General features: G+C 37.1%; 20 protein-coding genes and 1 tRNA gene. 7 read left to right on the forward strand and 14 right to left on the reverse strand.

Annotated elements, in window-relative coordinates; all coding sequences use genetic code 11:
• Positions 1–44: 44 nt before the first annotated feature.
• The gene (locus tag Q0948_RS07150) at positions 45–452 is read right to left on the reverse strand and encodes a BLUF domain-containing protein (protein WP_298351194.1); all 408 of its coding nucleotides are present in this window, start codon (positions 450–452) and stop codon (positions 45–47) included.
• 246 nt (positions 453–698) lie between these two features.
• On the opposite strand from Q0948_RS07150, the gene Q0948_RS07155 reads away from it, so the two are divergent.
• Positions 699–783: transfer RNA gene (locus tag Q0948_RS07155), tRNA-Ser, on the forward strand.
• 403 nt (positions 784–1,186) lie between these two features.
• On the opposite strand, the gene Q0948_RS07160 is transcribed toward Q0948_RS07155, so the two are convergent.
• The 11 genes from Q0948_RS07160 to Q0948_RS07210 form a co-directional block, all read right to left on the reverse strand.
• Positions 1,187–1,546: a hypothetical protein gene (locus tag Q0948_RS07160; RefSeq protein WP_298351191.1), complete on the reverse strand. Its 360-nt coding sequence runs from the start codon at positions 1,544–1,546 to the stop codon at positions 1,187–1,189.
• Positions 1,547–1,632: 86 nt separating this feature from the next.
• The gene (locus tag Q0948_RS07165) at positions 1,633–4,845 is read right to left on the reverse strand and encodes an HsdR family type I site-specific deoxyribonuclease (protein WP_298351187.1); all 3,213 of its coding nucleotides are present in this window, start codon (positions 4,843–4,845) and stop codon (positions 1,633–1,635) included.
• 232 nt (positions 4,846–5,077) lie between these two features.
• Positions 5,078–6,985 carry an ATP-binding protein gene (locus Q0948_RS07170; protein WP_298351183.1) on the reverse strand — a complete coding sequence of 636 codons (1,908 nt, stop codon included), beginning with the start codon at positions 6,983–6,985 and terminating at the stop codon, positions 5,078–5,080.
• Positions 6,982–8,202 carry an SIR2 family protein gene (locus tag Q0948_RS07175; protein ID WP_298351180.1) on the reverse strand — a complete coding sequence of 407 codons (1,221 nt, stop codon included), beginning with the start codon at positions 8,200–8,202 and terminating at the stop codon, positions 6,982–6,984. Before Q0948_RS07175 ends, Q0948_RS07170 begins: the two co-directional genes overlap by 4 nt.
• Positions 8,203–8,215: 13 nt before the next feature.
• The gene (locus tag Q0948_RS07180) at positions 8,216–9,400 is read right to left on the reverse strand and encodes a restriction endonuclease subunit S (protein ID WP_298351178.1); all 1,185 of its coding nucleotides are present in this window, start codon (positions 9,398–9,400) and stop codon (positions 8,216–8,218) included.
• Entirely contained in the window at positions 9,390–10,946 is a 1,557-nt protein-coding gene (locus Q0948_RS07185) for a class I SAM-dependent DNA methyltransferase (RefSeq protein WP_298351175.1), read from the reverse strand. Before Q0948_RS07185 ends, Q0948_RS07180 begins: the two co-directional genes overlap by 11 nt.
• A 259-nt stretch (positions 10,947–11,205) precedes the next feature.
• Positions 11,206–12,084 (reverse strand): DUF4437 domain-containing protein, encoded by an 879-nt coding sequence (locus Q0948_RS07190; protein WP_298351170.1) that lies wholly within the window; start codon positions 12,082–12,084, stop codon positions 11,206–11,208.
• 19 nt (positions 12,085–12,103) lie between these two features.
• Positions 12,104–12,910 (reverse strand): SDR family NAD(P)-dependent oxidoreductase, encoded by an 807-nt coding sequence (locus tag Q0948_RS07195; RefSeq protein WP_298351167.1) that lies wholly within the window; start codon positions 12,908–12,910, stop codon positions 12,104–12,106.
• A 96-nt stretch (positions 12,911–13,006) separates the two neighbouring features.
• Positions 13,007–13,972 carry a 2OG-Fe(II) oxygenase gene (locus Q0948_RS07200; RefSeq protein WP_298351164.1) on the reverse strand — a complete coding sequence of 322 codons (966 nt, stop codon included), beginning with the start codon at positions 13,970–13,972 and terminating at the stop codon, positions 13,007–13,009.
• Positions 13,973–14,169: 197 nt separating this feature from the next.
• Positions 14,170–15,153 (reverse strand): zinc-dependent alcohol dehydrogenase family protein, encoded by a 984-nt coding sequence (locus tag Q0948_RS07205; RefSeq protein ID WP_298351161.1) that lies wholly within the window; start codon positions 15,151–15,153, stop codon positions 14,170–14,172.
• A gap of 38 nt (positions 15,154–15,191) precedes the next feature.
• On the reverse strand, positions 15,192–16,037 hold the full coding sequence (locus tag Q0948_RS07210; RefSeq protein WP_298351159.1) for an enoyl-CoA hydratase/isomerase family protein: 846 nt from the start codon (positions 16,035–16,037) through the stop codon (positions 15,192–15,194).
• Between the two features lie 169 nt (positions 16,038–16,206).
• On the opposite strand from Q0948_RS07210, the gene Q0948_RS07215 reads away from it, so the two are divergent.
• Both Q0948_RS07215 and Q0948_RS07220 read left to right on the forward strand, forming a co-directional pair.
• Positions 16,207–17,097 carry an AraC family transcriptional regulator gene (locus tag Q0948_RS07215; RefSeq protein ID WP_298351156.1) on the forward strand — a complete coding sequence of 297 codons (891 nt, stop codon included), beginning with the start codon at positions 16,207–16,209 and terminating at the stop codon, positions 17,095–17,097.
• 38 nt (positions 17,098–17,135) lie between these two features.
• The gene (locus Q0948_RS07220) at positions 17,136–18,989 is read left to right on the forward strand and encodes a monovalent cation:proton antiporter-2 (CPA2) family protein (protein WP_298351154.1); all 1,854 of its coding nucleotides are present in this window, start codon (positions 17,136–17,138) and stop codon (positions 18,987–18,989) included.
• A 49-nt stretch (positions 18,990–19,038) separates the two neighbouring features.
• On the opposite strand, the gene Q0948_RS07225 is transcribed toward Q0948_RS07220, so the two are convergent.
• Positions 19,039–19,668 carry an HmuY family protein gene (locus Q0948_RS07225; RefSeq protein ID WP_298351150.1) on the reverse strand — a complete coding sequence of 210 codons (630 nt, stop codon included), beginning with the start codon at positions 19,666–19,668 and terminating at the stop codon, positions 19,039–19,041.
• A gap of 18 nt (positions 19,669–19,686) precedes the next feature.
• Entirely contained in the window at positions 19,687–21,768 is a 2,082-nt protein-coding gene (locus Q0948_RS07230; protein WP_298351147.1) for a TonB-dependent siderophore receptor, read from the reverse strand.
• Positions 21,769–21,878: 110 nt separating this feature from the next.
• On the opposite strand from Q0948_RS07230, the gene Q0948_RS07235 reads away from it, so the two are divergent.
• Genes Q0948_RS07235 through Q0948_RS07250 form a run of 4 tightly spaced genes read left to right on the forward strand, consistent with a single transcriptional unit; the run spans position 21,879 to position 26,971 of the window.
• Positions 21,879–22,784: a DUF6607 family protein gene (locus Q0948_RS07235; RefSeq protein ID WP_298351144.1), complete on the forward strand. Its 906-nt coding sequence runs from the start codon at positions 21,879–21,881 to the stop codon at positions 22,782–22,784.
• Positions 22,785–22,786: 2 nt separating this feature from the next.
• The gene (locus tag Q0948_RS07240) at positions 22,787–24,286 is read left to right on the forward strand and encodes an ankyrin repeat domain-containing protein (protein WP_298351142.1); all 1,500 of its coding nucleotides are present in this window, start codon (positions 22,787–22,789) and stop codon (positions 24,284–24,286) included.
• A complete protein-coding gene (locus Q0948_RS07245) occupies positions 24,286–24,771 on the forward strand; it encodes a DUF2271 domain-containing protein (RefSeq protein ID WP_298351139.1) in 486 nt (161 codons plus the stop codon). Before Q0948_RS07240 ends, Q0948_RS07245 begins: the two co-directional genes overlap by 1 nt.
• Positions 24,772–24,778: 7 nt before the next feature.
• Positions 24,779–26,971 carry a PepSY domain-containing protein gene (locus tag Q0948_RS07250; protein ID WP_298351136.1) on the forward strand — a complete coding sequence of 731 codons (2,193 nt, stop codon included), beginning with the start codon at positions 24,779–24,781 and terminating at the stop codon, positions 26,969–26,971.
• Positions 26,972–26,979: the final 8 nt, after the last annotated feature.

The raw sequence follows: 26,979 nt of genomic DNA on the forward strand, positions 1-26,979 counted from the left end.
AAAGCCTTTCTCAGCAATGAGAAAGGCTTTTTTTTGTGGATACTTTAGTATGCGACTATCTCAACAGTGTTGAGGAGTCTTGAGATTTTATCTGAAGTAGAGGAGACGATGGCGTGTTTTTTTACATACGCCTTGATATCATCAAGCACCTCACTATCTTCTACCTTGAGAAACTGCGAACTGTAAGACGTAAACACGGGGTCGCTACCTTCTTTATGTATCACTTCAAAAATGCTATGATGCCTTGGGTCTGTTTTTATTCTATTCTCATAGAGGTCTGTGAGATAAGCCTCGTCACCTTCTAGCACCTGAAAAAAATTACCCATCGTATGTAGTAAGATGCCACATACGCCTTTTTCATTATTTTGGTGATAGGTATGATCAAAGATCTCTTGTATCTCCTCATCTGTAAGATCTGGAGCTACTTTGCTAAAATAGCAAATGGTATACATTGGTTAGGGATGATTTGTTATGAGGTAAAGATACTATTAAAAGCGTTTTGTTGTTTATCAATTTTTTAAAATAGATAAACAAAATATATAAATTAATGATAGCTAGGGGAGTAGTGGCGAGAATAAAAGGGTGTATTGTGAGTGATGAAATTATTTTCAAAAAAACTCATTAAAAGGTTTTGGTAATTAAAAAAGCGCTGTATATTTGCACCCGCAATCAAGCAGATAGCTTGGTGAGACACTCAAGGAGAAATGGCAGAGTGGTCGAATGCGGCAGTCTTGAAAACTGTTGAGGGTCACACCTCCGGGGGTTCGAATCCCTCTTTCTCCGCAAAAGAAACCTGTAACGTATGTTACAGGTTTTTTGTTTTATACCAAGCCCCAAGCTCGCTTGGAAGGCGAAGGGATAAAACAAAAAACCTAACGAGCAGCGCTCGTTATGGTTTTATGCTTGCAAAGGATACCCACCCGGGATCACCGCAGGTAATCCCATTGTAATTTTTCTAACTAAAACAGAGGTAATAGAATTTCGAATCTCGAATAAAGAATTTCGAATAACGACCACAAATAACTAACAGCTAAGAACTACCGTCTACCGTCTACCGACTATTGAATATCAAATAAAGAATATAGAATGTAGAATAACGACTATAAAACAGCTCACGGCTTAGAGCTAAAATCTAAAAGCTAAGAACTACCGTCTACCGACTACAAACTACTAATAGCCAACCCCCTCAATTAAGCACCTCCTTAAGCGTTCCTTTTCTATAGCAGCGTTCTTCACCTAGGTATAGCGGGTTACCGTGTTTTTCTGACCAGAAGCCTTCTAATAGATCTTTGGTGATGCATTGATAGACCACGACGCCTTTATAGATAGTCTCATCATCTCCCTTGTAGTTAAAATTAATCACGAGGATGTTGTTTTTAAAAAAACCAGTTCCTTGTTGGCTCTGGCTACCGCTTATGAGCCAGTTTGCAATTACTCTATTGTTTTTATCTAGCGCTAGGGTGAGCTCACCCGTGTAAGGAGCAGCGTCTGGGCTTTGGTTGGTCCCTGTGATGGTATAGGTGCCTACGAGGTCTTTTAGGGTCATTGTGGTGGTGTAAGACGCTATTTAATTATTATTCAAGAAATTTACTAGATGTAGATAACAATTATATAGTGATCTCAAAAAATGGACTATTTTTTATTTTTTTTAAAATTCTCTGCTTGTGAGAAGATTTCCTCATAAACTTCATCTCTCTCAACTGGAGGATATCCAAATTCATCCAAGAGTAGAATGAGTCCAACTTTTAAAGCTGCTTTAATATCATTTCGCTTGCTCCAATCAGGAAATTTTGCTTGACTGTCTACAAGTTCTTTCACTTTCTTAGCTAACTCAATTAACTTGTCTTCTGGATACGTAAAATCATATTTAGCACACAACTCAAGAAGAATATCATAAAAAGCTTTTTCTTCAAAGTCTATTCCTAGTTCGTCGCCCGCATTAAATTCTTCTCGAACTTGCATTATCATTTCTGTTAATGCTTCAGCCATTTCATCATAGACTTCACTTCGTAAGATATCATTTTCGCTTCTATCATTATATTTAGCTACCAGAGCATCCATTTTCTTAGTAAAATCGACACCTTTTACCTTATTTACTTTCTTCATTTCTCCAATAGCCCTTGCTAGTAGTTTTTGAAGTAGTTTAATTTTTGTGTTAGGTAATTTAATCTTGTCTATTTTGGCTAAATAGTCATCATCAAAAATATCTTGTTCAGCTTCAGATTTTTCTCCTATTTTAAATATTTCTTCTACACCGTCACTTTGTAATGCATCTTTTATCATATCACGCACTTTTGCATTCATTTGTGCGGTGTCTGGTGCATCACCTTTTGTTAATTTGAAAACGATAGAACGAACTGCTAAATAGAAATGCGTATAATCTCTTTCCTTTTGGGTTAGCTTTTCACTTCCTGCACAAATGTCATAAGCCGCTTTTAAACGCTTTATTAAGCCCATAAAGCGAGTTTCAGCTTCTTTGGTTACTTGTGCAAATTCGGCGGCTTGATTCAAGGTATTTAATTGATCTAATGCAGAACCATTAAAGTATTTGCTATAATCAAACTTGTGAAAGAATTTACTTAATAGATCCAGGTGATTACGAACTATAATTAAGGAAGACGCTATATCTTCAAAGTTATCTTGGTCGCCTTTTCCGTATTTGGCTAAAGCCATATTCATAGCTTTTTTAATACCAATATAATCCACTACTAAACCTTTATTTTTACCTGCAAACTTTCTGTTAACACGAGAAATAGTTTGAATTAAGTTATGTTGCTGAATAGGTTTGTAAATATAAATACTGTCTAAAAACGGAACATCAAAGCCAGTTAACCACATATCTACCACAATGGCAATTTTAAAGTTTGACTTTTCATTTTTAAATTGACGGTCTAACTCTTTTCGATATTCTTTTGTACCTAAAGCTTCATACATTTCTTTAGGGTCATCTTTACCACGTGTCATTATCATTTTAACACGTTCCATTGGTTTTATTTCTCGTTTGTCTTTATCGGTTAATTCTACTCCGTCTTCAGCCTGCTTAATTTCGGCCCATTCTGGTCTTAATGTTATTAGGTTTTTATACAATTCATAGGCAATTGGTCTGCTAGGACAAACAAATAGTGCTTTTTCTTTTACAGTAGCGCCTTCAATAATTCTGTTTTCATAATGGTTTACAAAATCTACTGCTATTTTTTTGAGCACGTCTGGGTCGCCCAAAATGGCATTCATATTTGCCGATTGCTTTTTACTTTCTTCTACTTGATATTCATTAGCTCCTGCTTCGGCTGCTTCTTCGTAATATTCTTCAATTTTTGCTAGTTCGCTATTGTTTAAAATTACTTTTGCAGCTCTTCCTTCATATACAATTCTTACTGTTATTTCATCTTTTACAGATTCTGTCATTGTATAAGAATCTACTACTTTACCAAAGACATCTAATGTCGCATCTATTGGTGTTCCTGTAAAACCAACAAAAGTCGCATTTGGCAACGAATCGTGTAGATATTTAGCAAAACCATAGGTTTTTTTAACCCCTTTCTCGGTAACTTTTATTTTTTGGTCTAGATTGGTTTGACTTCTATGGGCTTCGTCGCTTATACAAATGACATTGGTGCGTTCTGTGAGCAATTCTAAGTCTTCGGTAAACTTATGTATGGTAGTCAGAAATACACCGCCAGATTCGCATCCTTGCAGTAATTCTCGCAAATGGTCACGACTTTCTACACTTACAATGCCATTATCACCTACATAATTTTTTGCGTTTGTAAATTGTGATGATAATTGGTCGTCTAAATCTGTGCGATCTGTGATGAGTACAATGGTTGGATTCTTAAAATATTCGCTTTTCATTAATAAGCGCGTTAAGAACAGCATTGTAAAACTCTTGCCACAACCTGTAGCACCAAAATAGGTCCCACCTTTGCCATTTCCACCTGGTTTTTGAGCTAGTTTTATATTGTCATATAATGCTCTTGCTGCATAATATTGTGGATAACGACACACAATTTTTTCGTCTTTTTTACTACTATCTGGTAAGTAAATAAAATTGCGAATAATATCTCTTAATCTGTTTTTATGCAACATTCCTTGAACAAGCGTAAACATTGAATCTATACCATCTACATCTTTCGCTAATCCAGAAACTCGTCTCCAAGCATAGTAAAACTCATAAGGTGCAAAAAATGAACCCGCTTTGTTATTTACACCATCACTAATAACACAAAATGTATTGTAGATAAAAAGTTGTGGAATATCTCTCTTATAACGTGTTGTTAATTGTACATAAGCATTGTGAATGGTAGTGTTTTCTTGTATGGCTGTTTTGAATTCAAACACCACTAAGGGTAAACCATTGATGTAGAGAATACCATCTGGAATACGTTTGTGTGTACCTACAATTTCTAATTGATTGACAAATTTATAGATGTTATTGTCGTCATAAGTTAATTCAGGTTCTGCAACTTTAATCGTTTCTATGCTTGCGCTTTTAACTTGTTTTTCTAAACCTGAAAAATCGATCAATTGCACATAGATATCCTTTTCACTTGGATCTTCCCTTTTTAGAATAAACCCGTCTGAAAGCATACGCATAAAACGTTTATTGCTTTCATATAAATCTGAGCTAGGTAATGTTTTTAATTGCAGGATAATACCATCTATCTCTGTATTAGAAATGTTCTCTATAGCATACTTAGAAGCTAAAAATGACCGTAAATCGTCTTCAAGAATAACTTCATCTTCTGCACGATTTAGTGTGTTGCCTAGATGGTGTGGATAGCCTTCATTTTCTAATAGTTCAGAAAAAGCGGTTTCTAGTTGTGCTTCTGTAAATTTTTGACCCATCCGTTATATTTATAAACTTTCGTAATATGCTTTTAATTGTATTATTTTTTGAAAATACGTTGCCCAACAATTGCAGCTGTTGACGCTGTAATAGATTGCTGCTTATCTATTAATACTTTTTTTACCTACCGATAACTCTTCATTTTTTAACTTAACATCAGGGTTACGCCAACTTTATAATGTTTTTACGGGTTGTTGGTGTACACTATATTTTGCCATAATTTTATGAATATCAAAGTATGTTATCTTTAAACCAAGCCTCACTAATGTTACAATTTTCAGAATTTGGTGCTGGACTGGCTTCATTAATTCTAATGTGAAGAGGCATAGGTACACAATTACCAAAAACAAGAGCTTCTCCTGGAACTTGCTGCTTTATTTTAATTGTGTAATCATCTGAGAAAAAAGGTAGTACAGAATATATAAACCTCATATCAACTTCATTTTGTATTCTATGAATTATGTAATTACCACATTGCGATAAGACTGTTGGTGAAAGTTCTGATGGACGTTGAGAAGAAATTATTAAGTACAGAGAAAATTTTCTACCTTCTCTAGCAATTCTTTCAAATACATTTTCTTTAAGAAGGTAGTCTACATCTTTCTTAATATATCTGTGTGCCTCATCAAGAATTAAGTGTACTGGGTTGTTTCTTCTTTCTTCTCCGATTTTAAATTTTCTATTATCAAAAATCATTCTACTAATAACACCAGTCATTAATTCTAATGCATCATTACCTACTTCACTTGAATCTACTACAACTAATTGACTTTCGTTATTTTCACCAATCCCAAATACTTTCTGTAAATAATCACTTGTATTATCATATTTGATATCATTGAATCGCATAAAATCGCAATCAGGATTTGTAATAAAATAATCCAATCTACTTAACATAGTGGAAGTAAACTCTCTAATCCGAGAATTTCCTTTTGCTTCCTCGTCTAAAAGAACAATATCAACAGCTGTCTTTAAAAATTTATGGTCAAAATATTCACCAGCTTTTAATCTTAAACTATTTGTATTTATTGCTTTGTCTTCTTCAACTTCTATTTTAGATAAATAATCAATTAAATCATTGTGATTGTTACCAAAACTGATATTACAATGAGAATCTAGTTCTTCTAGAAATTCAGTTAACTCTTCATATTTATACTCAGCATTAATTTCTTTGCATTTAATGATAATCCCTTTTGCTGCTGTAATTTTGGCAGTATCACTGTCTACCTGCGAAACAACATTTGCAAGAATATTTCTGAATTTCCATTTAAAATAGTTTACAAATTCTTCTTTTGCTGCATCAGCATCAGAATTGAAAATCTTATAAAATTTAAAGCACTCTTGTAGCACTTTATCCCAAAATGGTTTTTGTGTTCTATCTGATGCTAAAAGAAATCCTAACCATTCATCTAAATTCATTAAATAATATGGAAGATGAAATTTCACATATGGTGCTAAAACGGTGTTTGGTTTATAAAATCTAGTTGTGATATTTTCAAATATAGAATCGTCAAATGCTCGTGCATATTCACCATTTACATCGAATAGGATTGTTTTTGCTCCTTGTGCATAGTTTTCTTTTTTACGAAATACCTCCTGTAAAATATGTGCAATTGTATTTGATTTGCCACTTCCGCTATTACCTAATATTGCAGTATGAATATTAAAAAACTTATTAATGTTTAAATTAATTTTATAATTTATCATATTCTTACTCAAACCAATTTCTATTTCTTGGTGAATTTTAGGAGTATCATCTTCATCAGAGTGAGAGCTAGATAGAATTGCTTTAATATCATTAATAGTAACAATGTTTACATCACTATAAATTGATGGAAATATCCCTATTCCCATATTAAAATCACTTTTTGTTAAAGTACCTATTGGTTTTATAACTAGTTCTCTTGAACTATCTAAGTTATATGTTGAATATAATTTGCTCTCTGTATTATGGTCTAATACTGCTATTACTTCACAAATAATTGTATCACCTGATGGATTCTGAGTTTTTAAGTAGCTGCCAATATTTCCAAAATAATAAACTTGTCCTTCCAAACTCACTGTTGAAGTCTTGGTAGTATGGAAAAGCTTTATTCTGAACTTGTCAAATTCAACTGAGATGATTTTACCTATTTTCATTTATTTAGGTTTTCATTATAAAATTTCACAAATTCATTCAAACTATTGCTTTCTGATTTAAAAGCATTTACATTAGGCAAAATATCTTTTATGATGTTGTTGAAATAATGTAATTTTTGACCATCTGATTTTTCTCCCCATATTTTAAAAATCCTATCATCTTCTATTTTAAAGATATCTCTATCTGAAACATCATTAATTATAACAAGATTCATTGTTGAATTAGTCGCTAAAGCCTGATAAATGATATTGTTTACGTGTTCATCACTAAAACTATAACCAATTACAAATAAAACACTTAAAGGCTCTAAAAGCTTTCTTTGAAACTCTCTAAACATTTCAACATAGGGACTACCTAAACTTTTATTTTGCTTTGTAGGTGTAGGATAAACTAATACATTATTTTGTCCTTTTTGGGGATTATAGGTTTCTTTAATTTTAAAAAAAGTGTTTGCATTTTTTGTGTCTTCTATCCAATTTATAGAACCGTGTATTTTATAAAGGTGAACCATATTTTCTACTGGTTCAAACTTATCAATACTTGTATCCATTCTTTTTGAGAATGTATAATTAAACAACGCAGGATTAAAATATCTATTTAGACCACCATTAAACCCATTTATATAATGAATATTTAAACTATCTAAAGCTGTTTCATTAAACAAATCATTGTTGGTTGTAAACACATTTATACGTGATAAATCTTTATTTCTTAAAGCTGTTTTTCTATAAAATCGTTGGTAGTTTTCAATATTATCTTTGTATTTAACATCATCAAAGTCAATATTAATTTCATCAAAAATTATAGTTTCAATAATCTCAATTAATGATAGACACACTTTTAAATCGCTATTATCTTTATCGCCATCGTTAAGATAAACTCTATGCGAGTATAGTATACCTAAAACATCTTCAAGATTTTTGTCATCTACTCTAAGCTTAATTTTCTCAAATTCTTCTTTTATAAACTTATTGAGTGGTAATTCCAATCCAGCAATATGAGTTTCCACTTTGTCATACAATTGAGCCATTGTAGGTATAGCTCCAGCACTTGTGCCTGAACCAAACAAGAAGTGGATATTTTTCATATTGAATAATTCACTTATTTTGTTCTTTATAGACTCAATAGATTTATTTTCAACTTCTTCATTTGTATTTTTAATTTCAGTTAGTAAATCTGATTGCCCTTGAAAGAAATTTATTTTTAATTCACTCATAACTGATTTGATTTTAAGCTAGCTCCGTCTTAATATGTGATTGTGTCATTTTAGCTAACAATAGACTTTGGAGTTCTTTGAGGGTTTTAGTTTGAGAAATGGCACTTGATATATTATTCAAAATAGTATTCACTTTAATATCAAAATGTTCTTGTAACACAATGCTAGGTGTTAATATATTTCTAAAACCTAAATCGCCAGTTGTGATTTGAGATTGTGCAGAACCACTATCTAATTCACGTAAATTATCATTCTTCAAATAGAAATATAGAAAGAGTTTTTTTAAGATACTTTTATCAGGTTGTACAATAATACTAAGGTTGGTTATATAAGACTTTGGTGGCGATAATTCAACTCTTCCCGTTCCGCTTACGCCTCTGCATAATACTAAAATTTGTCTTTCTTTATACATATATTCAGAGTAGTAACCTCTAATTCCATAACCAGAAAAAACAGGGTAACCTTCAGGCAAAAACAAATCAGAATTAAGCATTTTTCCATATTTCAAATTAGAAATATCACCCAACCTCTCCACACTCCACCCAACAGGAATATCGGTATCCAATTCTTCATTATAGACCATTTTCCCACCAGAAGATTTATAAGGCATCTCGACTCCGCTCGATGTGACATAAGGAAACTCAAAATCTACAAACCAATGTTTGTATAAAGCTTGTGCAGTAGCTTCTAGGTTGGTGTTTATTTTTTCATTGAGTTGTATGCGGTTGGTTACCGTGTTGTACTCGGCTACTATTTGTTGTTGTTTTTCTATGGATGGGATGGGTAATTCAAAATCTAAAAAATCTTCCCATTCTAAACTACCTCTAACACCACCAACTGCGTGAAAAGTTGCTTCTCTGTCAAATTCTGAACGAGTAAACCACATCATTAAATAATCAGGTAAAAGTTCTTCTTCATCAATTACTTGAAAAACTGGATACGCTTGAGAAATGATTGCTTCATCAAAATCTTTTAATAATGCAACTGGCATTTTTCCATCTCTACGCACCTGCATCACACTACAAGCAAATTGGTTTTTTCGAATTATTTTATAATTCTTCATATTTGTACCAATGGTATTGGCTACAGAAGGAATGAATTGTTTCGAAATACTTAAACCTAATAAAGTAGTTACTTTTAACTCTTTATTTCTTTCATCTACAAGTTCTATATAATCACCAATTCGCTTATAATTCATAGCCAAGAGAATTAAAAACGTTTTGTAAATCGGATTTTGAGGCTTCTTCTTGTGCTAACAAGTCTTTAAGTTCGGTTTGCAAGCCTTTCATTTTGGTGTCAAAATCTATGTTTTCATCTCGGTTTACAAATTCAATGTATTTACTTGGTACTAGAGAGTAGTCTTTTTTAATGACCTCGTCTTTGGTGGCGCTGTAGCAATATTCAGGTATATTTTCAAAAGATTCTTTATCTGTTTGCCACGTATGGAAGGAATTGGCAATATCCTCAATTTGGGTATTCGAAAATTGTATGTACTTTTTCTCAAACGGTTCGCCCTTTTGGCGTAAGTCCATAAATAAAATTTCACTTTCGCGAAAGCGGTATTCTCTAGTTTCCGTTCCTTTACTAACAGTTTTTTCTGTTTTGTTCTTGTTTAAAATCCAAAGCGTTACCGAAATATTTGTGGTATAAAACATATTTTGTGGTAAAATGATAATGGCTTCTACCAAGTTGTTTTCAATGAGTTTTTTACGAATTTTATATTCTTCGCCGCCGCCAGAGAGTGCACCATTTGCCAATATAAAACCAGCAACACCGTTATCAGATAGTTTAGACACCATATTTAAAATCCACCCGTAATTGGCATTAGATTTTGGAGGTACCTCATACCCTTGCCAACGTGGGTCGTCTGTGAGTTCGTCTTTACCACGCCAGTCTTTTTGGTTAAACGGTGGGTTTGCCATTATAAAATCGGCTTTGAGATCTGGGTGTTGGTCTGCTCCAAAAGTATCAGCTGCTTTTTCGCCTAAGTTGGCAGATATACCACGTATGGCTAAATTCATTTTTGCCAGTTTGTAGGTGGTATTGGTATATTCTTGTCCATAAACAGAAACCTCTTTTTTGTTTCCGTGGTGGTTTTCTATAAACTTAACAGACTGTACAAACATACCACCAGAACCACAAGCAGGATCATAAATAATACCTTGGTAAGGTTCTATCATTTCTGCAATGAGGTTTACAATACTCTTAGGTGTATAGAATTCTCCTTTTCCTTTCCCTTCTTTAATAGCAAATTTGGCTAAGAAATATTCGTACACACGCCCTACAATATCGTTTTGCTTATCGGCAATGGTGTTTATTTCACTTATTTGGTCAATAAGCGAAGCCAGTTTGGTTTTATCTAATCCCAAACGCGAGAAGTAATTGTCTGGTAGTGCTCCTTTAAGCGCAGGATTGTTCTTTTCAATATTGTGAAGAGCGGTATCTATTTTAAGCGCTAAATCGTCTTGTTTGGCGTTTTCTTTTATAAAGCTCCAGCGAGAAGTTTCATTTAAGAAAAAGACGTTTTTCATATTGTAGAAGTCTTTCATTTCTACATACTTTTCTTTGCCTTCTTCAATGAGTTCTTTTTTACGTTCTTCAAATTTATCGCTGGCAAATTTTAAGAAGATTAAACCTAGCACAACGTGTTTGTATTCACTAGATTCTACAGAGCCTCTAAGTTTATCACAGGCTTGCCATAATGATTCTTCTATAGATTTTTCTTTTACTTGCTTTTTAGCCATTAATAGTATTTTCTGTTATTGATGTATTGGTTTGTTTTTTTTTCTTAAAACAAAGCGTCCTATTTTAAAAACTGTAATATAAGCACAATGAATTTTTTAAGTTTACGTGTTTCCGTAAAAATGTAAGATTTTACTGTTAAAATTTAATAATTTACTAGTTGGAGTTTAATGTCCAAACGCACAAAACCCCGCAACAATTTTACGGGGTTTTACATATCAAAAGTTTACTTTCTACAAGCTATTTTTTAGCTACTAACACCTACTCATTATCCACGGCAAACTCAGCCGTGGTATTTATATATAAAATCACTCCTTTTGCGCCAGCGGTAATCTGGTGTTGTGATACACCTGTAGCGCCAAAATAGCTGCCAAGCATCGTAGTTACCGGAGTAGTCGCTGTGGCTGCATTATAGCTCGCATCACCACTCACAATGACTGCTTTAAAATCTCCTTCACCTGTGGTGATGTTTCCGGTAAAGCCAGGCGCGAGGCGTAGGTAAAAACCTTTGTGCTTTTTATTAGTTTGTGATTGCCATAAGGCCGCCAGTGACACGCCGTCTAGATTGCCTGTTTTGTTAAGCCAGTTTATGTCTTTACCATTTAGCCATACCACATTTATATCGTGTACGTTAATAGGGCGCTCTGTGGTTTCAAAAGCTTCCTCAACAGGTTTTACTACGTAAGGCCCGTTATCTATCTCTACAAAAGCCATATTAGTCGCTGCGCGTGCCGCTGTGATGTGCGTCTCTCCAGAAGGTTGCGTCCAGAAGGATCCATCTGGCATCCAGAACTCACGGGCATCCTTATCTGCATTGTGAATCTCCCCATCTAGTACAACCGCTCGATAGGTCGCATCGTGTATGTGTGGAGGAGAGGCAAACCCTTCTTTAAATTTTACCAGCATACCAGAAGGTCCTTCTTTGGTGCGGTCTCCCCATAAGTTGGTCGCGCGCGGTCCATTCTCACCACGTGCAGGGTTAAGTGCACCCCAAGTAACATCTGTAGCGAGCATAAGCTCATAGGTAGCATCTTCATATGATGGTGCTTCTATAGCTGTGATGGTTTCTTTTTGTGTAGTTTGCTCTGCACAGCTAGCCGAAAGTATGGCAAAGGCTGCTGTGGCGATAAAATGTTTCATAGGCATCGCTTTTTGTGATTTATAATATGTTTTTTAAAATCTGTTGTGTCGTGGTGATTAAGTGTGTGCGTTTTTCCTCGCTGTAGGCATCTGTGTGTGCCCTGCCAAAGCTTCCTTTATCATTATCAAAATAATCACCGCTATGGCTTGCATAGCTAGGGTTTGTGGCTAAATCATATAAAATGCTTGCTCCTTTATCTGCTGGTGACCAGTGGTGACCATAGGCTTCTTTTACCATATTGGTATTAAGTAAAGAACCTGGGTTTACAGGGATAACCGTAAGTGCTGGTTCTTGTATTGCTAGGTGAAAGCTCCACATTAATAAAGCAAGCTTACTCTGTGCGTAGGTCTCTTGCTGGCTCTCTTCTTTAGTACCCGCTAGCACGCTATCTATTACAGATGACTGTGCTGCAGAGCTCAAGTTTATAATGCGCGTGTGATCGCCTTTTTTGAGTAATGGGAGTAGGGAAGTGGTGAGCAGGTAAGGCGCTATATAATTTACTGCCATACGCATATCAAGCCCATCTGCCGTAAACAGTTGACGGCTTTTAAAAATCCCTGCGTTGTTTATGAGCACATCTAGCGTTGTGAGTTTTTCTTTTACCTCACTAGCCATAGCACGCACTGCTTCCATACTAGAAAAATCTGCTACAAAACCGTCTATATTTTTGTTGTTAGATTCGGCTTTTATGGTGGCGATGGTCTCTGCTACTTTTGTAGCATTACGGCCGTGTATATATACGGTATGTCCCTCACTTGCGAGTTTGCTGGCTGTGAGTTTACCTATGCCGTCAGTACTTCCGGTAATTAATATGGTGTTGCTCATTAATATATATTTATGTTGATAAAAACTGGCAATAGTTGTACTGCCAGCTTTTTTAATTCTAGTGTTTCTTTAAGATAATAATTACGGCTACGTTACTTAAAAAGGTGCAACGGTATCTTTTGGGCCATCTGGTAAACTCCATCGCTGGCGAGCGGTCACGCTTTCTAACGCCACATCTTTAATGGTGTCGCTGTTGCTACTATTACCGTAGCTGCTATTACTACCACGTGGTATTTGCATACGGTCTCCATATAACCATACTACTAAATTACTGCGTTGCCCGCTGGTAATAGGGTGTGTTGCGTGTGGCACATTACCTCTATGGATGATTGCTTTACCCGGCTCAAAAATAGCTTGTACCGTTTTTCCTGAAGCTTTATCATAAAAATCGACCTCAGATCCTGTAAACTTTTCGTCTGGTAAGTTGATGTTGATATTTAAGGTAGCTGCAGAGGCATCTGTATGTGCGTGTAAATCTTTGTCTTTATCTGGGTTATACTGGATTGAAAAACCAAAAGTCTGATTGTCATAACCGTAAGTTCCTAATAACAAACGCGCTATAGGACGCATAAAACGGTCCATCATATCATTATAAAATGCCTGAAAATGAGGTGCCGCCAGATGACCTTCAGAACGCGGGTCTAACATCATTCCATATCGGTTTAACTGTATTCCGTAAGGCGCACGTTTTGGCACTCCAGAGTTTGCTACAGCTTCTAGATAATTACGAAAATCTGCTAAACGATCTAGATCAAAAAACTGTGCTACATAAACACCAGGTATAATTTCTTCCCACAAATCGGCAACAGCAGATTCTTTTTCTGGGTTTTCCCAAGCATCTTTAATGGCTTTACGTAATCTTGGGTCTAGCAAGGTTTCATCAGGAACTAATACATCATCTTTGTTTTCTATTTCCCATTCTGCCCAAGCAGCTTCTAGTAATTTACGATTTTCGTTCCAAAATTGAGAAACAGATGGATCGCGTCTTAATGATAATTCTCGTGATGGTACTTCTAAAGCACGAGCTTCTGCAAGTGCATTTGTATGTTCTATGGTACTCATAATATTATGTTTTACATATAGCTACTGCTATTATATTTTAAATTTATAACAGAACTGCGCACAAATGGCTGTTGGCTTTGGTAGTTGAAATGGTGGTTGTTGTAAAAAGCAAAGTTCTGTATTTTTTTAACCTTAAACACCTATAAAATAGATGTTTAAGGTTTAAGTCCTGCCATAGTAAGCCTATGGATGTGGTCTTAGTTAGTTACAACTACTTTACCTATTGCTTTACCACTCTCTAGTCTTGCATAAGCATCACCTACATTATCTAGCGCAAATGTGCTGTCTACTAGAGGTACTAGTGCTTTGTCTTGTGCGATGTTGCTTAGTTCTTTTAAAATCGCTCCGTGCTCTTCTCGCTTGTAGTTGTGTAACATAGGGATGAGCATAAACACAACGTGTAGTGATAAGCCTTTAAAGTGTGCTGGAGTAAGATCTAGGTTGCACATAGATACTGTAGTAGCAATTTGTGCATTAAGTGCTGCTGCCTCAAAAGACTTCGTAAGGTTATCTGCACCTACGGTATCATAAATAAGGTCAAAACCTGCACCATCTGTATATTTTGCTACATATGATGCTACCGTTTCTTCTTTGTAGTTAATTGCTGTTGCTCCATAACCTTCTATAATCTTTTGTTGTTCTGGTCCTCCACAAGTAGCATATACATCTGCGCCAAAGTGAATAGCTAGTTGTACCGCAACGTGGCCTACACCTCCAGATCCACCCTGTACAAGTACCTTTTGTCCCTTTTTAATCCCTGCACGCATTAACCCCTCATAAGCAGTAATTGCTACAAGTGGTAGTGATGCCGCCCCTGTCATAGATAAGTTGGCAGCTTTGTGAGCAATAAGTTTACTATCTGCTACGATATATTCGGCTAGCGTACCCTGTAAGTCGGCAAGGCCACCTACACAACCGTATACCTCGTCACCAACTTTAAAGTCATTTACACCTTCGCCTACTGCTTCTATCACTCCTGCAAAGTCCATTCCTAATATAGCTGGTGCTGCTGGTGATAAAGGTAGGTCTGACCCCATCTTGCGTATCATTGTATCTACCGTGTTCACACTAGAGGCTGCAATCTTGATACTCACGTGACCTGGAGTTACTGCTGGTTTTGCTACTTCGCTTGCTGTGAATGCGGCATTCTCACCGTATTCGTTTATAATCATTGCTTTCATATATGCTTTCTTTTTATAGTTTGTGTTGTGTGATTTTTTTATTGTATTTCTTGAAGGTCTAATAACATTCCTTCCCAGTTTTTCTGATTGTTATGGTCAAACTGAGCTCCATTTTCATCTGCGATGGTAAAACGTTTTATCGCCGGAGTTCTGCTAGTAGCTTGATAAAGTTGGTAAGCTTCCTCTTTTAAGGCCTCTTTTATAGGTAGATCTATAGATGCATATACGGCACGTTTACAAGCTGTAATTGCCTCTGCAGGAAATTTTGATATGCGTGTGGCAAGTGCGTCTACATAAGGTCCTATTTCATCTGGGTCTAGTGCTTTGTTTATCGTACCATACTGCTCTGCTTGGTCTGCATCCCAGTCTTGTGCACCTAGAATAATCTCTAGTGCTTTACCAAGACCTGCTTGTCGTGCCATACGTGATGCGCCTCCTCCACAAGGAAGAATACCCATACCTACTTCCATCTGCATAAACTTAGCTTTTCCTCTAGCTGCAAATCGCATATCTAGCGCTAGAGCCATTTCGTGTCCACCACCACGTGCAAATCCTTCTATTTTTGCGATAGTAGCTTGTGGTAAGTTGCTTAAACGTTCTAAAACCACTTGTAGATCTAGTAATGCCACTTCATCTCTGTGTACAGCCTCTGTAGACATATCTCTTAAAAGGTTGGTATCGTAATGACATACCCAGTAATCTGGATTTGACGATTCAAAAACAACTACTTTAACGCTTCTATCTCTCTCGAGACGTAGTGCAAGGCTGTTGAGGTCTGCTAGCATTTCTTGTCCTTGTACATTTACAGGGCCAAAATTAATTGTTACGGTGAGTACGCCTTCTGTTTGTGAAGCCGTAAATGTTTGGAAGTTTTTGTAATCCATCTTAGTACGTTTTAGTTTGTGAGTTTGTTTGATGATACAAATGTAGTGGGATAGGTCGCTGGTTTATTTGTATATAAAATGGTTAATTAGGTATAAATAGAGGTTATTAAGTATGTTATGATAATTTTAACGCTATAAAACCCTAAATTTGTCCCTAAATCATACTATTATGCAAGTATTAGAAGCTTATAAACCTTTTGAAATACAAGAAATGGAGTTGTCTGAGTGGAAACAACGCCCAGTTAAAAACAATTTTTTTGAACTTGTACTTATTGAAAGTGGAGAGGGTACGCAGTGTATTAATTACAACTTTTATGATTATAAAAAGGATAGTATCTTTTTACTACCTCCCTTAAAGTGTCATTCGTTCAATATAGAGAAGCGTACAAAATTTGTCTTTTTAAAGTTTACAAATTCGTTTTTCAAAAGCTCTAATAAAATGACGCTGGATAAGTCTGAGTGGTTTAAAGAAGCCGCCTATATCTTGTCTAACTATAACCAGCTGCCTGGCGATATCATTAAAAGTGATGTAGATAGGGAGCATCTCAAACAGCTTACAGCAATTATTTTGAGAGAGACTAGAAACTATGGAGAGGTCTCAGTATCGCTTATCTCAAGTCTTATGGTAAGTATATTAGAAGTGGTTATTAGAAATATAAAAAAAGGGAGTCACTATGAGATTGTAAATACAACAAGTGATGATAGAGCAACAAAAATGCTCACCTACATCAACGAGAATATTGCAAAAAGTGAATTACTTAAAGTAGATAGACTTGCAGAAACATTTATGATGTCTGCCACCTACGTAAGTGAGTTTTTTAGAAAACAGGTAGGGATGTCTTTGCGTGAGTATATTATGAAAGCCAAACTTAGACTAGTAGAGATACGTCTTCTCAATTCAGATTTTACCCTTACTGAAATCGCAGATGAGCTAGGCTTTACAGATGTAAGTCACCTCTCAAAAACATTTAAACGCTATACAGGCACTTCTGTAAGAGAGTTTAAAAATGCTGGGGAGTATATGCTACTTAAAAGAGCCTCTTGTGCTGTGAGTGCTTAAGATGTACTCGTTTTTTATAACCAATCAAATATTAATGTATGAGTGGAGGAATACTTTTTGAAGCAATTATATTTCTAGCCGGTGCCGTGATATGTGTGCCACTAGCAAAAAAACTAGGACTCAGTTCTGTAATAGGATATTTACTAGCCGGGATGCTCATAGGACCTTATATTTTAGGTTTTGTTGGGCAAGAAGGGCAAGATATACTGGAGTTTGCAGAGTTTGGCGTAGTGGTAATGCTCTTTATTATAGGGTTAGAGATCAAACCAAGCAGCTTCTGGGAGATGCGAAAACTCGTTATAGGTATGGGGAGTATTCAAGTATTTGGGACGATGCTGCTCACGTATGGCATTCTGTACCTAGCTGGCGTAGATTGGAAAATTGCACTTACCAGTGCAATGGCAGTCTCGCTATCATCTACAGCGATTACTTTACAAACTAATAAAGAAAAGGGCTTGATGGAAACTACCTACGGTACTTCTTCATTTTCTATTCTGTTATTTCAAGATATTATTGTCATTGTAATGCTTGGTGTGTTACCTCTTTTATCTAATGTGAGTGATGCTACTACAGCAAGTGAAGGTGGTCACGGTGGTCACGTGAGTCTACTAGATGACCTGCCTCTAGGACTGCAAGCTCTGGCTATTCTATTATCTATCGCTATTATTATAGTAGCGGGTAGGTATCTTATTGTCCCTATGTTGCGTCTGGTGGCGAGGTCAAAGGTGAGAGAGCTACTCGTAGCCTCTGCTTTACTTATAGTAGTGGGTATCTCGTTTCTTATGGAGTTAGTAGGGCTCAGTCCTGCTCTTGGAGCCTTTTTAGGCGGGGTCGTTCTGGCTACTAGCGAGTTTAAGCACGAGCTTGAAAGTACGCTAGATCCTTTTAAGGGATTATTACTAGGCTTATTTTTTATGGCAGTAGGTGCCTCCATAAATTTTATTGTTATTGCCGAAAATCCTTTATTGATTACCGGTCTTGTGGTGGGTGTCATCCTTGTAAAGGCAATTATATTGCTCATCACGGGATTAGCCTTTAAGCTTAAACTTGACCAGCGATTACTACTTATTGTAGGACTAGCACAAATAGGGGAGTTTGCCTTTGTATTGTTATCCTTTGCTTTCCAGCTCAATATATTTGAGAGAGAGCAGCTAGATATTATGCTCGTGGTTACTGCCCTCACAATGACTATTACACCTGTACTCTGGATTGTAAACGAGCGCCTTATTTTACCCCGCAAAGGAACTAAAGAACAAGAAAAAAGACCTATGGACGATATACAGTCTAACCATAAAGTGTTGCTTATAGGTTTTGGTCATTTTGGGAGTACTGTGGGCAGATTTTTACGTGCCCACGGTATAAAAACTACAGTACTTGATCTAGACTCAAATAGAGTAGACTTCTTGCGTAAAATGGGGTTTGAGGTATTTTATGGTGATGCAAATAGAATGGATCTTCTTGAGTCTGCTGGTATTGCAGAGGCAGATTACCTTATTTGTGCCATAGATAACCCAGAGCTGGTACGACGCATTGTAAAAAAGGTAAAGGATAAGTATCCTCACATTAAACTACTCGTGCGCGCCAGAAATAGATATGATGCTTACGAGCTTCACAATATGGGAATTGATCATATTTACAGAGAGTCCCTAGATACATCTGTAAAGATGGCGAGTGATGTATTGCACTTTATGGGCTTTGATCGAGAGGCTACAGATGAGCAAGCAGCCAAGTTTATACAGCTGGATGTAGATAGTCTAAAACGTCTTGCAGTAAGCCCAAAAGACGAGAAAGAATACATCTTTAGAGCAAGAAAGGAAATTGCACAACAAGAGGAATTGCTTAATAGTGACCTCCATATGGGAAGTAGTAGCCTGGGAGGTAAGCGTTCATAAAAAAAGCCCATCATAACGATGGGCTCAACTAGCAGACTAATTAAACAACTTAGTTAAAAGTTGTTTCGCCTTCATTAGGGTTATAGACATAGTTAAATGTGTAATATCTACTCGCGTCTGTCTGTGGGTCTGGACTGGCAGGTGCATCTTGATAGTAGCTCAGTATCTCAACTTTTGCATAGTTACCCTCGGTAGTTTTAAATACAAGTATTTGTCCTGGTATTGGAGAGACCACGTTGTTTTGAAAGTTGTAATTGTACCATCCATTATCACTTCCTGTAGGGATAGCAAACTCGCTTTCTGAGTCTTGTGTAAACGTAAGACCTTCTGCTGTAGTCACATTATCAAAAGTACTAGTAATGATAGCTGCTGCCGCATCACCAGTGCGTGTAGGCTCATCATCTGTGCCTGTTGCTACACCACCATTTACAGCAATGGTAGTACCTCTAAAGGCAATGTCCCAGGCTGTATCACTTGTAGTGATTGCTCCTGTCTCAAAGTCAAATTTTGTGAAATCACCTCCTATAGGTGCTCCTTGTCCGCCCGTTTGTGGCGCATATAGATTACTTACTTGCTCTGCCTCAACAGGGGCGAGTGTAACCGTAGTATCATCATCGCTGCTGCACGATGTAAAAGCAAGGATAAAGAGGGTTGCTAGTGTAAAAAAGTTCTTGTTCATTGTGTGTGTATTAAATAGTTAAAATTGATAATTAAGTGAGGCATACCCTTGTATGCCCGGTAAAGTTGGGATGTTACTATCTTTATAATCAAAGAGGTTATTTGCTCCTACTTGAAGCGTGAAGTCATTATAAAATGTTTTTGAAGCAGCAACATTGGTCGTTAGGTAACCATCTACAAAGCTGGTGTCGTAGCGATCTATTAGGTTATTACCGTTTGTGTCAAACTGTGCGTACTTACTACGGTAGAGTAGGCGTACATTCATAGCTATATCTAGCGATGGGATGTTATAAAATAGCTTTGCATTTGCATTATGGCGGGATCTATTAATGAGTCCAAAATGGTCTTGCTCTTCTATAACAACCGTCTGGTTAGTCGCTGGGTCTCGTGCAAAAACTTGCCCATCTCGCACCGCATCCCTGTTTGCATTGTTATATGCATACAGCAACTGGTATCCCGCACTAAGACGAAGATCTTTTGAGAAGGTGTAGGTGGCATTAAGCTCAAAGCCTGTGGTAAATACCTTATCAAAATTTGCATAGCTAAAGACATTTTGACCATTTTGTTTTCTAGCAATAATGCGTGTATCAATCAGATTTTTAAAGTCATTTCTAAAGCCATTGAGCTCTCCATTCCACTTTCCTTTTTTATAGGTGACGCCTAGGTTGTAACCTACAGAACTTTCGGCGGCGAGCGGTTGTGATAAGTCATCTTGAGAGATGAGTACATCTAGTATCTGGTCTTGATCTTGCAGTTCTTGAAGCTTACTTAACGCCACATTATAGCCCAATACGGTGTAACCCACGGCCGCATTTGTAAAATCAAAGTATAGCTGTCTAAAGTCTGGCGCTTTAAAGCCATACCCCACAGAGCCCTTAATGGCAATAGCATCTGTAGCCTCGTAGCGTAGGGCAATTTTTGGACTAAGTTGATTACTATATTCAGAGTGATTATCATAACGCAATCCTGCTATAACATTCAGTTTGTCTAGGGGTGTGGTGTCATATTGTGCATAGATGTATTGCGAGTTAAAACGTACTGTCTCGTCAAAAAAGGTACGATCTAGCTGGTCATACTGTAAGCCTATACCTGTTGTGAGTGATCCCGCTTTCGCGAAAGCGTAATTACCACGTACCTCTGGCCGCCATAATTTCTGGTTAAAGTCATTATCACTAAGCACTCCTGCCGAAATAGGGTCTTGTAGCAACTCCCTCGCTTGATAGTTTGTGTAGTAAAGTTCATAGGTAGTAGTGAGTGGGGAATCAAATTTTTGGTCTAATTTGAGATGGGTGTTATACTCACGCTCGTCTGTATCACCCTCGTATCGCACATTATCTACCGTAAGGCCAGCTTCCTGCTCTTGATCATATAATCTAGCAGAGCCAAACAATGAAAGCTTGTCACTAAAGTCATAATACACACGACCATTTACAGTGTAGTTTACAAATGGATTTACGGTCTGTCCTTCATTTTCTGGTGTGAGATCATAACCATTGCTAGAGTTTCGGTTTGCAAACAGGGCATATCTCAATTTTTCAAACCCCTGCTTGATGCTGGCTTGCACGTCTTGTGTGGTATTTGAGCCTATGCGATAGGTCACATCACCATCTAGCTGTTCTGATTGTGGCTTTTCTGTAATAATATTGATAACTCCGCCCAGCGCCTCAGAGCCGTAAAGGCTACTAGAGGGACCTTTTACCACTTCTATCTGTTTGATATTACCTACGGTGAGCCTACTCAAATCAAAGTTTCCCGCACTACGACCCACTAGTGGCACACCATCTATAAGGATAAGTATATAGTCTGATGAGATTCCTTGTATTTGCACCCCTTCAAAACCGCTCTCATCTGCAATGGTGATAATACCTGTTTGCTCATTAAGTATCTCTTGTAATCGTAAACTTCCAGATTGCTTTATGGTTTTTTGTGAGATTAAAGTTGCGGGTAGAGGGAGGGAAGATAATTGTCGTTTTGTGCGCGTAGCTGTCAGGATCACTTCTTCTAGTTCTTCTGGTGTTACAGCCTCTGGTTGCTCTTGAGAAAAAAGTGTTTGTGAGGTTATAACAAGTACTAAGCTTATTGCTAGTGTTTTAGGGTTCATTTTATTTAGATTGATTCTTAATAGTGGGCAAATATAGTATTTATTGTTATTTAGATTTAATAAAAATAACTATTTTTACACCACAAATTACTTAACAACATACCGATCAGATGAAAAGAATATTATTTACCCTACTTATAATAAGTATAGGATTACAAACCACAGCACAGACTAATAAAAAGGAGCTCGATAAAGAAGCTATAAAGAAGATGTGCGGCTGCTTTGAAGTGACTTTTAACTTTGCAGAGACCTTTACTTATAGCAATGACTCATTATATAAACCTTCAAAAAATAAGGTAAGCAAAGGACTAGAGTGGGCGCAACTCGTTACAGATAAGGAGAATCAAATTGAGATACAACACTTATTACAAGTAGGAAGCCCAGAACAACCTATGATTGTAAAACACTGGAGACAAAACTGGCTTTATGAAAACACAAACCTCTACTCATACAATGCAGATAATGTGTGGACTTACGAAAATAAAAGTGCAGATGAAGTAGCTGGACAGTGGACACAAAAGGTATATCAAGTAGATGATAGTCCGCGTTATGAAGGCTCTGCAACCTGGGTACACGTAGATGGTAAGAGCTACTGGGAGAATACCGCAAATGCACCTTTACCTAGACGAGAGTATACTACTAGAAGTGACTATAATCTTACGGTACGTGGTAATCGCCAGGAGATTACTCCTTATGGATGGGTACACGATCAAGATAATAGTAAGGTAGTGCGCACCGCAAACCAAGAAGATCAAGTAATAGCCAAAGAAAAAGGATACAATACCTACAAGCGCGTAGATGATAGTAAATGTGCTGCTGCTGCACAGTGGTGGGTAGATAACCAAGAAAAATGGGCGCTTGTGCGCACTAAATGGGATGAAGTTTACAACAAGAACAAAGACCTACACCTAGAGCAAAAAGTAGATAATAAAGTACTATACAAGCACCTTTTTGGCGAAGGATATGAAGATCAGGAAAGTATAGACCAACTTATAGAATCATTTGTAAAAGAATAATTATGAAAAGAGCACATAACATATTACTACTGGCTATTCTTCTAGCAAGTACACTAGTAAACGCACAAGACGATAACATTTTTCTAAATAGAGATTTTTGGAAAGGTGATGTCACAGTAAGTACTGTCGCACAAAAAATAAAAGAGGGTAACAATCCAGCAATACTCAATGCAAACGCCTTTGATGCTACGGTGTATGCACTACTTGAAAAGAAAGATGTAGCTGTAATTAAATATCTCCTCGCACAGCCAGGTAATGACGTAGCAAAAAAGACACACGACAGCCGTATCTATTTACACTGGGCTGCATATGCGGGTGATGTTGTGACTGTAACCTATTTACTTAAAGAGGGGTCTAGTACAACAGCACTAGACAGCCATAGTTTTACTCCGCTAGCTTTCGGGATTAATGCTGGGCAGGTTCATCCAGCCATCATTGATGCTTTTGAAGATGCAGGCGTAAACCTCACCGCTCAACAAAGTGATGCCGGTGTAAACTTACTTTTACTCGCAGCACCATCATTAAAAACAGATGCAGGTCTTGATTACTTTTTAAACAAAGGTTTTGACATAAATGCTACAGATACTAAGGGGAATGGCATTTTTAACTATGCCGCAAAAAAAGGAAATATAGATTTTCTTAAAACCCTTGTAGCACGTGGTGTGGCTTATAAGGAGCTTGCCAGTGATGGAGGTAATGCATTTATGTTTGCAGCTCAAGGTGGTCGTGGTTATAGTAACTCACTAGCCGTTTATGAGTATCTACAATCGCTAGGTCTTGTGGCAAATGTGGTTACAAAACAAGGTACGACACCTTTACACCGTCTTGCGTATAGCAACAAAGACACAGCTATTTTTAACTTCTTTATAAATGCAGGCGTAGATGTAAACCAGAAAGATAAAAGTGGTACAACCGCCTTTCATAATGCTGCTGCCAGAAATAATCTTGCAATCGTGCAGTTACTCGCAAAGCAACTTACAGATATTAATACAGTAAATGATAAGGGGCAAACACCACTTATGCTTGCTGTGGGCGGTAATGATATGAGTGTTGTACAATATATACTAGATAATGGTGGTGACGCTTTCGCGAAAGATAAAGCCGGTAACTCACTAGCATCATACCTTGTACAATCATATAGGGCTAGGAATCCAAAAGCTTTTGAAAGTAAGCTTGCTTTGTTATCAAAAAAAGGAGTGTCTCTTACCACTACACAAGCCGAAAGAAATACACCATTACATCTTGCAGTCTTAAAAAATGATGTAAACCTTGTAAAGCAGCTTCTCGCATATAAACCAGCCATTAATGCAAAAAACAGTGAAGGACTTACCGCACTTCACATTGCAGCAATGAAGGCAAAAGACGACCGTCTTATGAAGTTGCTTATAGCGAGTGGCGCAGATCACAAAGTAAAAACAGATTTTGAAGAGTCTGTACTAGACCTCGCTACCGAAAACGAACTATTACAGCAAAATAACATCCCTCTAACATTTTTAAAATAATGAAAAGTATCTATAAAATCATACCAGCCCTGTTACTCACGGGGCTTTTACTAAGTGCGTTTACTACAGCAACTACAAAACCTGTAAAGTGCCTTATCCAGATGACTAACTATAGTGGAGAAGGAGCCTACCTTGTAGTATCGCTTCTAGATCCTACCGGTGCGTATCAAGAGACACTTTATGTGCAAGGTAAAGACAGCGAGTGGTATAGTGAGATTACTGCCTGGTGGCAATTTTATGGGAAGCGCCGTCCTAATATAGATGCAATTTCTGGGGCTACCATAAGTGGTGGTGAGCGCACAGTAACTGTATTACAAATACCAGAAGATAAAATTGATCAAGGTTATAGTTTACGTTTTGAAACCTCTGTAGAAGATCAAGAATATTATGAAGATGATATTCAATTTGAACTTACTTCAGAAAACCTGAAAGCCAAAAAAGAAGGTAAAGGTTTTATACGCTACGTAAGAATGTTACCTCAGTAAGATACCTATGACCCTATCTATCTGGCGATATAGTCACTTTGTACTAGCCTTAGTTTCATCTTTATTTTTACTCGTCGCAGCTATAACGGGTGTTATACTTGCGGTAGAGCCTATTGCTCATCAAGCAAAAGGATATGATGTACGCGAGCTAGATAGCATCTCACTAGGCACTACAATAGGTGTAGTTAAAGAAAACTATGATGAGGTTTTTGCCCTAGAAGTAACCACTGCCGGATTTGTAAAAGCGGCCGTGCTTACCTCAGAGATGGAGACGCAAGATGTCTACATAGATGCGCTTACGGGTGAAACCCTTGCCATTGTACAAGAGCGCCCTTCCATCTATAGCTTTGCGACTAACTTGCACAGATCACTGTTTTTAAAAACCCTAGGGCGTGTCTTTGTAGGTATAATAGCGCTATTATTACTCGCTATAGCTCTTACAGGGTTTCTATTGCTTATACAGCGACAAGGTGGCCTAAGAAAGATATTTGCTAGAGTTCATAAAGATTACCCAGAGTTACGATATCACGTCTTGCTTAGTAGGTGGTTTATCATCCCCATAATTATAATTGCTTTTACAGGCGTCTATCTCTCTGCCGAAAAGTTTGAATTAATACCTACTCCACAAACAGAAGTAGCGGAGTACACCCCTCAAGATAATGCTGTGAGGTATAATCGTGTTACTGAGATACCCTTTTTTAAAGAAATAATGCTCAGTGACGTGCGTGAGGTGGCTTTTCCATTTTCTAGTGATCCAGCGGAGTATTATGAGATTGCACTTTCAGATAAAGAGGTTTATGTAAATCAAGCTACTGGTGAGATTGTAAGGAGTACTACATATCCATTTATAGAAGCTGTATCTAAGATAAGTTGGGTATTACATACCGGAGAAGGAACCGTCTTATGGTCTATCGTACTACTACTGGCTAGTATTTCCATTTTATATTTTATGTACTCGGGTTGTGTAATGAGCATAAAACGACTGTCAAAGAAGGGGAGAACGCTCAAAATGCCAGATAAGGATGACTGTGAGTACATCATTCTTGTAGGTTCGGAGACGGGTACAAGTCACTCATATGCACGCGCGTTGTATCACGACCTTACTGCTGGCGGTAAAAATGTGTTTATGACGATGCTTAACACGTATTCCGCTTTCGCGAAAGCGCAACACATCATCATTTTTACATCTACATATGGAGAAGGTGAGGCACCTACAAATGCCAGAAAGTTTATAAAAAATTTTAAAACCATATCACAACTCAACGAGATTGCTTATGCTGTGGTAGGTTATGGATCACGTGAGTATCCAGACTACTGTAAGTTTGCCATACAAGTAGATGCACTTTTACAAGCTCAAGCCGGTTTTATACCACAACTGCCGTTACATAAAATTAATAATGGAGATGTGGCTCAAGTAAAAGAATGGGGTGCACAATATGGAAAACGTATAGGTGTAACATTACCGCTAGACACTAAGAAAAAAGTAAAAAAGGCAGCTTTACAAGACTTCAAAGTCCTTAAAAGAACTGAAATAAATGTAGATGAAACCTTCATTATTACCCTACAGCCTGTAAGAAAGACCTCATTTACATCTGGCGATTTATTTGCAATCACACCACCAGATACAACAGTCGCTAGGCAGTACTCCATTGCTAGGGTAGGAGACACCATAGTTTTAAGTGTAAAAAAGCACAGTATGGGTAAAGGGTCTTCTTATTTATACAGTCTTAATGAAGGTACCGTTATTAAAGCAAGTATAAATCATAATAGCCCCTTTCATTTACCTAAAAAGGCTAGACAAGTGGTAATGATTGCAAATGGTACTGGTATCGCACCTTTTATAGGGATGCTAGATACAAAAGCACCTACGGAGTTTTACGTGTTTTGGGGAAGTCGTACAGCGGCATCTACTGCACTTTATGATGATTACCTCTTAGAAAAGTATGCAACAAACCCACGTGTACATTTTTATAAAAGTCACTCCAGAGAGGGAGACAAGCAATATGTGCAAGATGCTTTAAGAGTACGTCGCGACATTCTCCTTAAAGCGATTGAGGATAAGGGCGTCATAATGATATGTGGATCGCTGGCGATGCAAAACGATGTGCTTGACCTTCTAGAAGAAACGCTTGCTCAATACGGCACAACAGATATTGCAAGCCTTAAGGAGTCTGGACAGCTAAAAACAGATTGCTATTAAAAACAATG

It is taken from the genome of uncultured Dokdonia sp. (assembly GCF_947496725.1).
Lineage (GTDB): Bacteria > Bacteroidota > Bacteroidia > Flavobacteriales > Flavobacteriaceae > Dokdonia.

Excerpts from the sequence above, each read along its gene's own strand:
- Q0948_RS07205 (WP_298351161.1), bottom strand. The coding sequence starts at position 15,153 with ATGAAAGCAATGATTATAAACGAATACGGTGAGAATGCCGCATTCACA.
- Q0948_RS07180 (WP_298351178.1), bottom strand. The coding sequence starts at position 9,400 with ATGAATTATAAGCGAATTGGTGATTATATAGAACTTGTAGATGAAAGA.
- Q0948_RS07220 (WP_298351154.1), top strand. The coding sequence starts at position 17,136 with ATGAGTGGAGGAATACTTTTTGAAGCAATTATATTTCTAGCCGGTGCC.
- Q0948_RS07200 (WP_298351164.1), bottom strand. The coding sequence starts at position 13,972 with ATGAGTACCATAGAACATACAAATGCACTTGCAGAAGCTCGTGCTTTA.
- Q0948_RS07195 (WP_298351167.1), bottom strand. The coding sequence starts at position 12,910 with ATGAGCAACACCATATTAATTACCGGAAGTACTGACGGCATAGGTAAA.
- Q0948_RS07175 (WP_298351180.1), bottom strand. The coding sequence starts at position 8,202 with ATGAGTGAATTAAAAATAAATTTCTTTCAAGGGCAATCAGATTTACTA.
- Q0948_RS07160 (WP_298351191.1), bottom strand. The coding sequence starts at position 1,546 with ATGACCCTAAAAGACCTCGTAGGCACCTATACCATCACAGGGACCAAC.
- Q0948_RS07170 (WP_298351183.1), bottom strand. The coding sequence starts at position 6,985 with ATGAAAATAGGTAAAATCATCTCAGTTGAATTTGACAAGTTCAGAATA.
- Q0948_RS07240 (WP_298351142.1), top strand. The coding sequence starts at position 22,787 with ATGAAAAGAGCACATAACATATTACTACTGGCTATTCTTCTAGCAAGT.
- Q0948_RS07210 (WP_298351159.1), bottom strand. The coding sequence starts at position 16,037 with ATGGATTACAAAAACTTCCAAACATTTACGGCTTCACAAACAGAAGGC.
- Q0948_RS07185 (WP_298351175.1), bottom strand. The coding sequence starts at position 10,946 with ATGGCTAAAAAGCAAGTAAAAGAAAAATCTATAGAAGAATCATTATGG.
- Q0948_RS07150 (WP_298351194.1), bottom strand. The coding sequence starts at position 452 with ATGTATACCATTTGCTATTTTAGCAAAGTAGCTCCAGATCTTACAGAT.
- Q0948_RS07245 (WP_298351139.1), top strand. The coding sequence starts at position 24,286 with ATGAAAAGTATCTATAAAATCATACCAGCCCTGTTACTCACGGGGCTT.
- Q0948_RS07250 (WP_298351136.1), top strand. The coding sequence starts at position 24,779 with ATGACCCTATCTATCTGGCGATATAGTCACTTTGTACTAGCCTTAGTT.
- Q0948_RS07230 (WP_298351147.1), bottom strand. The coding sequence starts at position 21,768 with ATGAACCCTAAAACACTAGCAATAAGCTTAGTACTTGTTATAACCTCA.
- Q0948_RS07215 (WP_298351156.1), top strand. The coding sequence starts at position 16,207 with ATGCAAGTATTAGAAGCTTATAAACCTTTTGAAATACAAGAAATGGAG.
- Q0948_RS07165 (WP_298351187.1), bottom strand. The coding sequence starts at position 4,845 with ATGGGTCAAAAATTTACAGAAGCACAACTAGAAACCGCTTTTTCTGAA.
- Q0948_RS07235 (WP_298351144.1), top strand. The coding sequence starts at position 21,879 with ATGAAAAGAATATTATTTACCCTACTTATAATAAGTATAGGATTACAA.
- Q0948_RS07190 (WP_298351170.1), bottom strand. The coding sequence starts at position 12,084 with ATGAAACATTTTATCGCCACAGCAGCCTTTGCCATACTTTCGGCTAGC.
- Q0948_RS07225 (WP_298351150.1), bottom strand. The coding sequence starts at position 19,668 with ATGAACAAGAACTTTTTTACACTAGCAACCCTCTTTATCCTTGCTTTT.